Below are 12091 nucleotides of genomic sequence, written 5' to 3' on the forward strand. Positions count from 1 at the left end.
TTCCCCACCGCGCCGGCCGGGGAGTTCCGCGTGGGATGGGTGCAGGGCAACGGCCCCACCGGGTACTTCCACGACAAGGCGCCTGGCGACGTCCTGGCCGCGCAGACCGCCGCCACTGTGCCGCTGTACGGGCAGCCGATGGATTTGCTGGCCTGGCCGGAGGGCGGCGTCGACGCCGACCCGCTCAGTGATCCCGCCGCCGCCGAGGCGTTGGACCGGGTCGTGCGCTCGGCCGAGGCCCCGCTACTGATGAACGCCGCCACCACCCGCGGCGACGATGTCTTCAACACGTCCCTGCTGTGGACTGCGGATCCCACGGACCGGCAGTGGCACGACAAGGTCAACCCGGTCCCGTTCGGGGAGTATGTGCCCGACCGGTGGTTCTACGAGCTGATCGTCCCCGACCTGGTGGGACTGATCCAACGCGAATACACCCCCGGCACCAACCCGCCCATCGTGCAGGTCGGAGATGTCGGGGTGGGGCTGGCGATCTGCTTCGACGTGATCTACGACACCGTGATCTGGGATGGCGCACGTGCGGGCGCGGAGGTGTACGTCTTCCAGACCAACAACGCTGACTTCCGTGGCACCGACGAGAACCTGCAACAGCTCGCGTTCGCCCGCATGCGCGCCATCGAAACCGGCCGCGCGGTCGTCAACGTCTCCACAGTCGGCACTAGCCAGGTCATCGCCCCGGACGGCGCCACCGTCGACAGCATCGGTGTCGACACCGCTGGCGCGTCGATCAGCACTGTCCCGTTGCGCACCGGACTCACCCCGGCGGTGATCCTCGGGCCCTGGCTCACCGCTCTTGTCGTCCTCGCCGCCGCCGGTGCTTTCATGGCGGCGGGATTCTTCCACCGCGCTCGCACGCGTGCGGACGGCGCAGATCGTCCGACTGGCCCGGGGAGTCAGCCATGAACACGCCACGGGTGAGGCCTGCCGGAGGTCGACTTGCCGGGTCGCTGCGAACGCTGGCGACGGGCAGCGTTCTCACCCTTCCTGGTGCCCTGACGGCGGAGGAGTGCGGGTGCGCGCCCACGCCCGCGGAGAGCCGCGCATTCCGGGCTGGTGTGAGCCGGCGCACTCTGCTGACCGCGGGAGCATTGAGGTCGGTCGCCGTCCTGGTCGCCGGCCCGCTGCTGCCGGCAGCGTTCGCGGCGACCTATCCGTCCTGGGAGGAGGTGCAGGCCGCGAAAACGAACGAGGCGACCAAAGCTGCTGAGGTGCAGCGGATCCAGGGCCTCATCCAAAGCCTGACCGGTGACGTGGCGCGCACCCGCACCGCCGCCGAGCAGTCCGCTGGTGCGTTCTACACCGCCCAGCAGGAGTACTTCGACGCATCCATTCGCGCCGACACGTTGCAGTCCCAAGCCGACGTGGAGGCGCAGAACGCGACCGATGCGGCGAACAAGGCCGGCCGCATCGCCGCGCAGCTGTGCCGCGACGGGGGCGACACCACCTCCCTCGAGCTGTTCTTCTCGGGGTCGGCCGCGACCGCGGACGATCTCCTGTCCCGGCTGGGCGTGATGGACAAGCTGCTGGAACGCAACCAGGCCGTCTACGCTGCGGCGCTGACCGCCCGCGACGCCGCGCAGAGCCTGACCGATCAGGCGGTGGTGGCCCGGGATGAGCGCGACCGGCTACAGCAAGTCGCCGAGCAGAAGATGCTCGAGTCGCAGCAGGCCGCCGATGCCGCGCAGGCCGCGCTGGACGCGCAGACCCTCTACCTCGGCGAACTTCAGGCCCAGCTCGCCGCCCTCGAGGACACCACCGCGAAGACTATCGCCGACTATCAGGCCGGGGTGGAGGCTGCTCGCCTCGCCGAGGAGCAGCGGCGAGCGGCGGAGCGCGCCGAAGCGGAACGACTCGCCGCCTCGGGCGGCGGCGGGGGTGTGGTCAGCTCCGGGTGGGCGCGACCGACATCCGGGCACCGCACCTCGGGGTTCGGGCCGCGCAGCTCCCAGTGCGGCAACGGGTACTGCTCGACCAGCTACCACTACGGCGTCGACCTCAGCGGCGGGTGCGGCGCGGGGATCTACGCCGCCGCGGCGGGCACCGTCGTCTACGCCGGCTACAACGGCGGCTACGGCAACTACATCAAGATCGACCACGGCGGCGGGATCGGCACCGGATACGCCCACATCCGCCCCGGCGGCTTCTACGTCGGATACGGCCAACGCGTGAACGCCGGCGACCTGATCGGCAGCGAAGGCAACACCGGCAACGCGTTCGGCTGCAACCTGCACTTCGAGGCCTACGTGAACGGCTCCCCGGTCAACCCCATCACCTTCCTCGCCGACTGCGGCGTGTCCATCTGACCCGAAACGAACCAGGACATCATGACTGACCAGACCACCCCACCAGGCGGCGGCGACCAGCCCCAGACGCCCCCCACGCGCCGCAGCCTCCGCCGCTCCGCCACGCCACCAGCCACCAGCATCATCACCCGCCCGCCACGGCGCCCGCCCGCAGAGAGGTCCGCCCGTGGTCGGGTAGTCGCGCTGCGTCCAGTGCGCTCCCTGGCGGTCCTTATGGTGGTCACCGGCCTGATCGCGACCTTCGCTCTCCCCGCGTATGCCGCCTGGAAGCCGGCGGACCTCGAGATCCCGACACTGCAGCAAGTCGCGTCCGAGGACGTGCAATCCTTGATCGTCGCCTCCGACGCGACTGGGACGCAGCTCACACGGGAGAGCTACTCGGCCACCACCCAGGCGGAGATCGACCAGAAGAAGGCGGCAGAAGCAGCCGCAGAGCGTGCGCGGGCCTCTGCACAGGTCGCCTCGGTGCCCTTCGACTACAGCATCGTGCCGCAAGGCAGCGGAGCCGTGCGGTGGCCGGTGGGCGGTCCGTTCACCGTGACCGACCGCTTCGGTGCTCGAGGCGGCGCGCATATGGGCACCGACATGGTCGCTGCCGGCGGAACCCCCGTCTACGCGTCCGTCGACGGCGTCGTGCGGATCTCACAGGACAGCTACGGCGGATACGGGGTCACCGTCGTGGTGGAATCCGTGCTGAACGGGCAACAGGTGAGCACGGTGTACCCGCACATGCAGACCGGAAGTCGGCAGGTCGCTGCCGGGCAGACCGTCACGGCCGGGCAGCTGGTCGGACTCGTCGGCAGCACGGGACGTTCCACCGCGAACCATCTGCACTTCGAGGTCTACCTCGACGGAACCGCCGTGGACTCGCTGGCTTGGCTGGAAGCGAACGCGGGCTGACCCATGTGCCGCACGGATCTACCGCGCCACCCCGCTCGCGGGCACCCCCTGACCGAAACGACGAAGAGGACGACCCTGCCATGACCGGAACTGACGCGCTCTCCCTGGACGGCATCTCACTGCTGTTGGTGTGGACGGCGATCGCCACCTACTTGCTCGCGTTCATCGCGTACACGATCGACCTGGCCGTGCGCTCCGTCCCCGCCAGCGTCCCGCAGCGGGAGCCTGCCCTGGCCGGCGCCGCCGCCCGGGCGGGCCAGCAGACGGAAAACGCCCAGAGAGCGTCGGTGGACAGTGTTCGCACGCCGCCCGCGCAGCGTCAACGGCTGCTGTGGGCGCGGATCGGGACGTCGCTGACTGTCCTTGCGTTCCTGTTCCACTTGGCCGGCACCATCCTGCGCGGGATCGCCGCGGAGCGGGTGCCGTGGGCGAACATGTACGAGTTTGCGCTGACCGGCACCGTCCTGATCGTCGCCGTATACCTGCTGGTGCTGCGCCGCTACGACCTCCGCTTCCTGGGCGCGTTCCTGATCGGCATGATCGTGCTGCTACTGGGCGGGGCGACCATCACGTTCTACGTCGAGGTCGTTCCGCTGATGGACCCGCTCAAGAGTGTCTGGCTGGTCATCCACGTCTTCGTCGCCTCGCTCGCTACGGCCCTGTTCGCGATCGCCTGCGGGCTCGCGGTCACCCAGCTCATGCAAATCCGCCGGGAACGGCGCGCCGACACAGCCTCGGCTCGTGCCGGGGGCCCGCGGTTCCTGGCGACGCTGCCTAGCGCGGACGCTCTCGAAGCCCTCGCGTACCGGTTCGTGATCGTCGGGTTCGTTTTCTGGACTTTCACCCTGATCGCCGGCGCGATCTGGGCCAACGACTCCTGGGGGCGCTATTGGGGATTCGACACCAAGGAAGTGTGGACCTTCGTGATCTGGGTGCTCTACGCCGGGTACATCCACGCCCGCGCGACCAGAGGGTGGCGCGGCGCCCGCTCCGCCTGGCTGTGCATCATCGGTTTCGTCACGGTGCTATTCAACTTCACGATCGTCAACATGTTCTTCAAGGGTCTCCACGCCTACTCCGGTCTCAGTTGACCCCCACACCGCGCTCACGGAAAGCCCACCAATGCCCCCTACCGCTACCCGTCCCCCTTCCGCGCAGGGCGTAACCGGTCCGCTACTCACTCCGCGCATCCTCCGCACGGTGGGTCCCGCAATCCTCGTTGTAACCGCGCTTGTCGCCCTTGTCGCGGGCCTGGCGTTCGGTGGGGGCGCAGCAGGCCTGCAACTCGGCGACGCTGGCCCCATCGTGCGGTGGGGCCTCCCGACCGCGAAGCTGATCGTGAACCTGGCCGCGGCGGGCATGGTCGGTGTGCTCGTGACGGCGCTCTTTACCCTGCGAGCGGGTGAGCGGGAGTTCGACGTCGCCCTGGATACCGCCTCGATCTCCGCGGCGGTGTTCACCGTGGTCGCCGGGGCGACGGGATTCTTCACCTTCGTTAGCGTGCTCAACCCGGCGCTGGACGCGGGGCCGGTATTCGGGCAGCAGCTCGGCCGGTTCCTCGTCGAGACCGAGGTCGGTCGCACCTGGCTTATCACCACCGTCGCGGGTGCGATGCTCACGGTCCTGACCTTCGCGGTCCGGTCCTGGCCGGCCACGCTTTTCGTGACAGCCGCCGCCGTTGCCGCCCTGGTGCCGATGGGTACGCAAGGGCACTCCGGCGACGACGCGTTCCACCACGAGGCGATGATGGCGCTCATCCTGCATATCATCGGCGCCGCCGTATGGGTCGGCGGACTCTTGCTGCTCGTCGTCGTTCGACCACTTCTGTCGCGGGACCGCCTCGCTGACGTCGTCGCCCGCTACTCAAGCATCGCGCTGGCCGCGTTCATGCTCGTTGCCGTGTCCGGCACAGTGCGTGCCGCAATCGGCCTGCAGGACTGGACGGCGTTGCTCTCCCCGTACGGAACGATCCTCGCCGTGAAGGTGCTGGCGCTGATCGCGCTGGGCTTCTTGGGGGCCTGGTATCGCGCCCGCCTGATCGGCACGATGCGGGATTCCGACCGCATCGGCCGGTCTTTTTGGATGCTCGTCTTCTTCGAGCTGGCGGTCATGGGCCTGGCCAGCGGCGCAGCCGCCGCGCTGGCACGCACACCCCCACCGAACCCGACACCGCTTCCCGAAACCCCGTCCCCTGCGGAACGCCTCACCGGCGCACCGCTGCCCCCCGAGCTCACCATTGACCGATGGTTCACCGCGTGGAACATCGACCTGCTGTGGGCCGTCGTGGCCGCATTCGCGGTCTTCTTTTACCTCGCCGGCGTGTGGCGCCTACGCCGCCGTGGCGACACGTGGCCCGTACACCGCACGATCATGTGGGTCTTGGGGATGGTCCTGTTGGTGTGGGTGACCGGCGGTGTCGTCAACGTCTACCAGGACTACCTGTTCAGCATGCACATGGTGGGGCACATGCTGCTCACCATGGCAATCCCCGTCCTCCTAGTCGCCGGCGCCCCGGTCACGCTCGCGGCCCGGGCGATCCGCAAGCGCGAGGACGGTACCCGTGGGGGGCGGGAATGGATCCTGTGGACCGTGCATTCCCCGGTCGCCCGGATACTGACCAACCCGTTCGTCGCGGCCGGGCTGTTCATCGGGTCACTGTGGGTTTTCTACTACACCGACCTGTTCCGGTGGTCGCTCTACGACCACCTCGGACACCAGTGGATGATCACGCACTTCCTCATTACCGGCTACCTGTTCGTGCTCTCGCTCATCGGCGTTGATCCGGTGCCGTACCGCCTGCCGTACCCGGGGAGGCTGCTGCTGCTCATCGGCATCATGGCGATGCACGCCTTCTTCGGCATTGCGATCATGATGCAGGAAGGCCTCATGATCCCCGAGTGGTTCGGCGCCATGGGTCGAACCTGGGGCGCGACACCGCTAGAAGACCAGTACGCCGGTGGTGGTATTGCCTGGTCGATTGGCGAGATTCCCACCCTCATCCTCGCGATCACTGTGGCGATCCAGTGGAGCCGCAGCGACGACCGCGAAACCAAACGCCGGGATCGACACGCCGACCGCACCGGCGAGGCAGAGCTGGAGGCGTACAACGCCCGCCTCCAGAAGCTTGCCGCGAGCGACGCCCGCCACGGTGGGTGAGAACTTCGCTCCTAACCTCGAACGAACGTTGACGTATCTATCAACGACGATATCATCGTCATATGGCGATGGAACCGCTACAGGTCACCGCACTCGATACGAGCGCCACCGAGGTCTATGCGCATCTGTTCGATGCCCTCGGCGACCCGACTCGACTGGCCGTGTTGCAGCACCTCGCTTCCGGCGAACACCGCGTGCGAGATCTGGTCGAACACATCGGTCTCGCGCAATCCACCGTGAGTAAACACCTGAGCTTCCTGCTCGAGTGTCGTCTGATCACGGTCCGGCCGGAGGGCCGCTCCTCGTGGTACTCCCTGACCGACCCCAACGCAACCGCCGCCCTCATCAACGCGGCTCAATCGCTCCTTAGCGCCACCGGAACCCACGCCCAGCTGCACACCCACCTTCGTGAGCCCCACCTTGCTCGCACCGAGAGAACGGAGATCCGCTAATGGGCACAGGGCACAATCACGGCTCCCCGCCACGCGCCGCAGGCGAACCGCGCGACCACCGAAAGAGGCTCTGGATCGCTTTGGGTCTAACAGCGACCATTGTCGCCGCCCAAGCAATCGGATCCATCGTCACTGGTAGCCTCGCGCTACTCACCGACACTGCACATGCGATCACGGACGCTTCTGGCCTCCTAGTCGCCCTGATCGCTGCAACCCTCATGTTGCGCCCGGCCAACGCAAAACGCACCTGGGGCTTCCGTCGCATCGAGGTCATCGCCGCGATGGGACAAGCGACCCTGCTCCTCCTCGTAGGCGCCTACACCGCCATCGAGGGCATTCGCCGCTTGTTCGAACCGCCCGAGGTTCCGGGAACCGAGCTCCTGGTGTTCGGCATCATCGGCCTCACCGCCAACATCGTCGCAATAGTCCTTCTGTCCTCAACTCGCGGGGCGAACTTCAACATGCGCGCTGCGTTCCTCGAAGTCCTGAACGATGCTCTCGGATCGCTGGGTGTCATCGTGGCAGCAATCGTGATCGCAACCACAGGCTTCATGCAGGCTGACGCGATCGCCGGCTTGGTGATCGCCGCGCTCATCGTGCCGCGGGCCTTCAAACTCCTGCGGGAGACCACCAGCGTCCTCATGGAATTCACGCCTCCCGGGTTGGACCTCGACCAAGTTCGTGCGCACATTCTCAAGCTCGAGCACGTCAAAGACGTCCATGATCTCCACGCTTCGACTGTTGCGACTGGGTTGCCCACTATCAGCGCTCACGTGGTGGTTGAAGACCGGTGCTTCTCCGACGGCCACGCCGCAAACGTGCTGGAGGAAGTGAAGGAATGTGTCGCCGACCACTTCGAGGTCTCCGTGCTTCATTCCACCTTCCAAATCGAAACAGCTCACATCCAGGAGGAGGAGTCGACCTCCGTCACCCACGCGTAGTGCCCGCAGCAGCCGAGGAAAACCTCGTGATCAACAACCCGGAGAGGTCGGCCGCGGACTGCACCTAGAGATGAAGTCCGCATCGGACGACGTAGGCGGACCTCGTCAAGCAGCTCTCGCGTAGCCTCGCTTCAACGACTGTCATCACACACCCACAGGCCCCCAAGTCCGAGAACCCCACCAGGGTCACCACTGACCGCCACCGTCATGCCGCGAGAGCGGACGTCCGGTGTGATTCGCGATGCACCGCGGCCTAGTGGTGGTGTGCGTCGTCGTCGTCTTCGTCGTCATGGTCGTGCTCGTCTTCCAAGAGCATCCCGACTGAGGTGGCGCAGGCGTCGCCGCGCCATGCCTCGATGCCCTCGCGGATCGCGAACGCGGCGATGACGAGGCCGGCGATCGCGTCGGCCCACCACCAACCGAACAAGCTATTGACGACAAGGCCCACCAGTACGGCTGCGGAGAGGTAGGTGCAGATGAGGGTCTGCTTTGAGTCTGCGACGGCCGTGGCCGATCCCAGTTCGCGGCCGGCTCGACGCTCCGCGAGGGAGAGGAACGGCATGATGACGACGCTGAGGGCGGTGATGACGATGCCGAGTGTGGAGTGCTCGACGTCGACCTGGCCGACGAGTGCGAGGACGGACGTGACCGTCACGTACGCGGCGAGGGCGAAGAACGCGACTGCGATCACGCGGAGCGTGCCTTTCTCCCACCGCTCGGGGTCGCGACGGGTGAACTGCCAGGCGACCGCGGCCGCCGACAGAACCTCGATCGTCGAGTCCAGGCCGAACCCGATCAGCGCGGCCGAGGATGCCACCGTGCCGGCAGCGATCGCGACCACGGCCTCGATCAGGTTGTAGGCGATCGTCGCCGTGACAATCCACCGGATGCGGCGTTGCAGCACCTGTCGGCGGTCGTCAGCGATGCGGGAAGCGGTGGTGGTCATGCGCAGGTGCAGCTCTCTCCGGCACAGCAGCCGGGCTCGACGTAGAGGACGACGCGCAGCAGCTCGTCGAGGGCGGGGGCCAGGTGTGCGTCGGCGAGTCGGTACCAGGTGCGTCGACCATCGGGCACGGCCTCGACGAGGCCACAGCCGCGCAGGCACGCGAGCTGGTTCGACATGACCTGACGAGAGACGGCAAGGGCGTCGGCCAGGTCTGAGGGGTAGGCGGGTGCTTCGCGCAGCGCCAGGAGGACGCCCGCGCGTGTCGGGTCAGAGAGTGCGTGGCCGAGGCGGGCAAGTGCAGCCGTGTGCGTCACGGTGGCGGTAGCGGTCGCGGTGGACATGACACCGAGAATACAGAGAACGCTGAATAAACAGAACGCTGTACGCCGGGTGTGAGGTGACTATCCCGTTCTGTTGCGATCGATACCCTAGGGGGGTATGGTATACCTGTGAACGGATACGACGGTAACAAAGACGACCTGCAGAAGCGACTGCGTCGGGTCGAGGGTCAGGTGCGCGGGATCGCCCGAATGATCGACGAAGACAAGTACTGCATCGACATCCTCACGCAGGTGTCTGCCGCGACGAAGGCCCTGGAAACAGTGGCGCTGTCCCTGCTGGGCGACCACCTGAGCCACTGCGTCGCGGAAGCGAGCGCCGAAGGTGGCCAGGTAGCTGCGGAGAAGATCCGTGAGGCCAACGACGCCATCGCCCGACTCGTCCGTTCTTGATCACACCGAATCCCGTTGAAGGAGCACATCATGACTGACCGCATCGACCTCGGTCTGAAAGACACCAACGCCGGCTGCGCCTGCTGCACCACATCCGCAGCGACGGACGCTCCCGCATCGACCTCCGCCGCCGTCACGAAAGACGTCCTGGTAGACGGGATGACGTGCTCGCACTGCGTGTCGAGCGTCACCGAGGAGCTGACCGCGATCGACGGTGTGGAGAACGTCACAGTTGACCTGAACGCCCGCGGTACGTCACGGGTCACCATTCACAGCGCCGCGCCGATCGACTCTGACGCCGTAAAAGCCGCGGTCGAGGAGGCCGGCTACACCGTGGCAGGTAGCCCCGCATGAGCACGGTCGACGTCGAGCTCGATATCTCCGGGATGACGTGCGCGTCGTGCGCGACCCGGATCGAACGCAAGCTGAACAAGCTTCCCGGTGTGGAAGCGTCGGTGAATTACGCCACCGAAAAAGCGCGTGTTCGCGGGCACGACGTCGACCCCGCCACCCTCATCGCCACCGTCGAATCCGCCGGATACCAGGCAGCCCTTCCCGCACCGCCGACGAGCGATGACATCGATGAGAACACCCCGGACCGAGAGGACGGCGAGGTCGGGACGCTGCGGCGGCGCCTGCTGATCAGTACTGCACTGTCGTTGCCGGTGGCGGTGCTGTCGATGGTCCCGGCGTTGCAGTTCGAGTACTGGCAGTGGCTGGCCCTCACGCTCACCGCGCCGGTCGCGGTATGGGGGGCGTGGCCCTTTCACCGGGCCGCGGCGGTCAACGCCCGTCACGGCGCGGCGACCATGGACACCCTCATCAGCGTCGGCGTGATCGCCGCGTTCGGGTGGTCCCTGTACGCACTGTTCTTCGGCGGGGCAGGTATGCCGGGGATGACGATGACCTTTACCCTCGTCGGCGCCCCGCAGGCGGGTGGCCATGAGATCTACCTGGAAGTCGCGGCGCTGGTCACCGTATTCATCCTCGCCGGACGGTACGCCGAAGCACGCGCGAAGAAATCATCGTCGGAGGCGCTGCGGGCGTTGCTGGAGATGGGCGCGAAGCACGCCACAAAGCTCGTCGACGGCGTCGAACGGACGGTGCCGGTCGCGCAGCTCGCGGTCGGAGACACCGTACTGGTTCGACCGGGGGAGAAGGTTCCCTCTGACGGTCTGGTGATCGATGGTTCCTCCGCGATCGACGCCAGCATGCTCACCGGAGAGTCGGTGCCCGTCGAGGTGACCCCCGGTTCCCGTGTCGTCGGCGCCACGGTGAACGTCGGTGGTCGCCTCACGGTCGAAATCACCCGGGTCGGCGCGGACACAGAGCTTGCCCGCATGCGCCGGCTGATGGAGGAAGCCCAGACCGGCAAGGCCAAGGTGCAGCGCATCGCTGACCGCGTCTCTGCCGTCTTCGTCCCCATCGTCATCGGACTGGCCGTGGCCGCGTTCCTCGGCTGGACAATCGCCGGCGCCTCGCTCGAGCTGGCCTTCACCGCTGCCGTTGCCACCCTGATCATCGCCTGCCCCTGCGCTCTCGGGCTCGCCACCCCCACCGCGCTCCTGGTCGGGACCGGCCGCGGTTCCCAGCTGGGCATTCTGATCCGCGGACCGCAGGTGCTGGAGCAGACCCGCACGATCGACACCATCGTGCTCGATAAGACCGGCACCGTCACCACCGGTCAGATGACCGTCACCGACATTCGCCCCGCCCACGACGTCACCCCGGACGAACTGCTGCGCGTTGCCGGGGCGGTCGAGTCGGGATCTGAGCATCCGGTCGCCCGCGCCGTCGTCACTGCTGCACCCGCGAGCGGTTACGCGGACAGCTTCGCGTCGCACGCCGGGTTCGGCGTCCAGGGCATCGTGGACGGGGCGGCGATCGTCGCCGGCCGAGCGTCCTGGCTGGCCGATCAGTGGGGCATCCACCCGCCGGCCGAAGCCGCCGCTGAGCTGCGCGCTCTCGCGCAGAGTGGTACCGCAATCGCGGTCGGTCGCGACGGAGAGTACCTCGGCGCAATCGGGGTGGCCGACACCGTGAAGCCGACCAGCGCCGCCGCGATCACCCGCTTCCAGGCGCTCGGGTTGCGCCCGGTGCTGCTGACCGGCGACAACGCCACCACCGCCGCGCGGATCGCCGCCGAGGTAGGTATCTCCGACGTGCACGCCGAGGTCACTCCCGCCGGAAAGCTCGACGTGATCCGCCAGCTCCAGGACGACGGGCACGTTGTCGCGATGGTCGGTGACGGCGTCAACGACGCCGCCGCCCTCGCCGCCGCCGACCTCGGCCTGGCCATGGGTGGAGGCACGGACGCCGCGATCGCAGCCAGCGACATCACCATCGTCTCCGGCGACCTGACCGTCGTCGTGGACGCGATCCGCCTCGCCCGCCGCACTCTCGACACCATCAAGGGAAACCTGTTCTGGGCGTTCGCGTACAACGTCGCCGCCATTCCGATAGCCATGGCCGGCCTGCTCAATCCTCTCGTCGCTGCGGCGGCGATGGCGTTGTCATCGGTGTTCGTGGTGACCAACAGCCTTCGGCTGCGCCGGTTCCGACCCGACCCGGCACCCGCCCGTACGACCCCCGTTCCCGTGCCCCAACCGGCCTGAACGTGCCGCCGCACCGGCGCACCCAGAGA

The 12091-nt window shown here is 67.4% G+C and carries 12 protein-coding genes; 10 read left to right on the forward strand and 2 right to left on the reverse strand.

Going from position 1 to position 12091, the window contains the following annotated elements; genetic code table 11:
- The 7 genes from lnt to AC3WLZ_RS18065 form a co-directional block, all read left to right on the forward strand.
- On the forward strand, positions 1–921 hold a 921-nt coding region (gene lnt, locus AC3WLZ_RS18035), incomplete at its 5' end, for an apolipoprotein N-acyltransferase (RefSeq protein ID WP_492471010.1).
- Positions 918–2321, forward strand: coding sequence for a peptidoglycan DD-metalloendopeptidase family protein (locus AC3WLZ_RS18040; RefSeq protein ID WP_492471011.1), 1404 nt, complete (start codon positions 918–920; stop codon positions 2319–2321). The genes lnt and AC3WLZ_RS18040, both read left to right, overlap by 4 nt.
- Before the next feature lie 213 nt (positions 2322–2534).
- The gene (locus tag AC3WLZ_RS18045; RefSeq protein WP_492471012.1) at positions 2535–3221 is read left to right on the forward strand and encodes a M23 family metallopeptidase; all 687 of its coding nucleotides are present in this window, start codon (positions 2535–2537) and stop codon (positions 3219–3221) included.
- A gap of 80 nt (positions 3222–3301) precedes the next feature.
- Positions 3302–4312, forward strand: a complete 1011-nt coding sequence (gene ccsB / locus AC3WLZ_RS18050) for a c-type cytochrome biogenesis protein CcsB (protein ID WP_492471013.1) — start codon at positions 3302–3304, stop codon at positions 4310–4312.
- A 31-nt stretch (positions 4313–4343) separates the two neighbouring features.
- Positions 4344–6377, forward strand: coding sequence for a bifunctional copper resistance protein CopD/cytochrome c oxidase assembly protein (locus AC3WLZ_RS18055; protein ID WP_492471014.1), 2034 nt, complete (start codon positions 4344–4346; stop codon positions 6375–6377).
- 62 nt (positions 6378–6439) lie between these two features.
- Positions 6440–6829, forward strand: a complete 390-nt coding sequence (locus AC3WLZ_RS18060) for an ArsR/SmtB family transcription factor (protein ID WP_492471015.1) — start codon at positions 6440–6442, stop codon at positions 6827–6829.
- Entirely contained in the window at positions 6829–7770 is a 942-nt protein-coding gene (locus AC3WLZ_RS18065) for a cation diffusion facilitator family transporter (RefSeq protein ID WP_492471016.1), read from the forward strand. Before AC3WLZ_RS18060 ends, AC3WLZ_RS18065 begins: the two co-directional genes overlap by 1 nt.
- A 253-nt stretch (positions 7771–8023) precedes the next feature.
- Here AC3WLZ_RS18065 and AC3WLZ_RS18070 read toward each other — a convergent pair whose 3' ends face one another.
- Both AC3WLZ_RS18070 and AC3WLZ_RS18075 read right to left on the reverse strand, forming a co-directional pair.
- Positions 8024–8716, reverse strand: a complete 693-nt coding sequence (locus tag AC3WLZ_RS18070) for a cation diffusion facilitator family transporter (RefSeq protein WP_228162285.1) — start codon at positions 8714–8716, stop codon at positions 8024–8026.
- Positions 8713–9057 carry an ArsR/SmtB family transcription factor gene (locus AC3WLZ_RS18075; protein WP_125132952.1) on the reverse strand — a complete coding sequence of 115 codons (345 nt, stop codon included), beginning with the start codon at positions 9055–9057 and terminating at the stop codon, positions 8713–8715. The genes AC3WLZ_RS18070 and AC3WLZ_RS18075 overlap by 4 nt, the downstream gene beginning before the upstream one ends.
- Before the next feature lie 108 nt (positions 9058–9165).
- Between AC3WLZ_RS18075 and AC3WLZ_RS18080 the strand changes: the two genes are divergently transcribed.
- Genes AC3WLZ_RS18080 through AC3WLZ_RS18090 form a run of 3 tightly spaced genes read left to right on the forward strand, consistent with a single transcriptional unit; the run spans position 9166 to position 12062 of the window.
- Positions 9166–9447: a metal-sensitive transcriptional regulator gene (locus AC3WLZ_RS18080; RefSeq protein ID WP_114587688.1), complete on the forward strand. Its 282-nt coding sequence runs from the start codon at positions 9166–9168 to the stop codon at positions 9445–9447.
- A gap of 30 nt (positions 9448–9477) precedes the next feature.
- Positions 9478–9801: a heavy-metal-associated domain-containing protein gene (locus tag AC3WLZ_RS18085; RefSeq protein ID WP_492471017.1), complete on the forward strand. Its 324-nt coding sequence runs from the start codon at positions 9478–9480 to the stop codon at positions 9799–9801.
- Positions 9798–12062: a heavy metal translocating P-type ATPase gene (locus AC3WLZ_RS18090; protein WP_492471018.1), complete on the forward strand. Its 2265-nt coding sequence runs from the start codon at positions 9798–9800 to the stop codon at positions 12060–12062. The genes AC3WLZ_RS18085 and AC3WLZ_RS18090 overlap by 4 nt, the downstream gene beginning before the upstream one ends.
- The last annotated feature ends 29 nt before the right edge of the window (positions 12063–12091 follow it).

This window comes from Microbacterium sp. FW305-3-2-15-F-LB2, assembly GCF_058787255.1.

Coding starts and splice junctions, on each gene's coding strand:
- AC3WLZ_RS18075 (WP_125132952.1), bottom strand. CDS start 9,057: ATGTCCACCGCGACCGCTACCGCCACCGTGACGCACACGGCTGCACTT.
- AC3WLZ_RS18070 (WP_228162285.1), bottom strand. CDS start 8,716: ATGACCACCACCGCTTCCCGCATCGCTGACGACCGCCGACAGGTGCTG.
- AC3WLZ_RS18040 (WP_492471011.1), top strand. CDS start 918: ATGAACACGCCACGGGTGAGGCCTGCCGGAGGTCGACTTGCCGGGTCG.
- ccsB (WP_492471013.1), top strand. CDS start 3,302: ATGACCGGAACTGACGCGCTCTCCCTGGACGGCATCTCACTGCTGTTG.
- AC3WLZ_RS18090 (WP_492471018.1), top strand. CDS start 9,798: ATGAGCACGGTCGACGTCGAGCTCGATATCTCCGGGATGACGTGCGCG.
- AC3WLZ_RS18085 (WP_492471017.1), top strand. CDS start 9,478: ATGACTGACCGCATCGACCTCGGTCTGAAAGACACCAACGCCGGCTGC.
- AC3WLZ_RS18045 (WP_492471012.1), top strand. CDS start 2,535: ATGGTGGTCACCGGCCTGATCGCGACCTTCGCTCTCCCCGCGTATGCC.
- AC3WLZ_RS18060 (WP_492471015.1), top strand. CDS start 6,440: ATGGCGATGGAACCGCTACAGGTCACCGCACTCGATACGAGCGCCACC.
- AC3WLZ_RS18055 (WP_492471014.1), top strand. CDS start 4,344: ATGCCCCCTACCGCTACCCGTCCCCCTTCCGCGCAGGGCGTAACCGGT.
- AC3WLZ_RS18065 (WP_492471016.1), top strand. CDS start 6,829: ATGGGCACAGGGCACAATCACGGCTCCCCGCCACGCGCCGCAGGCGAA.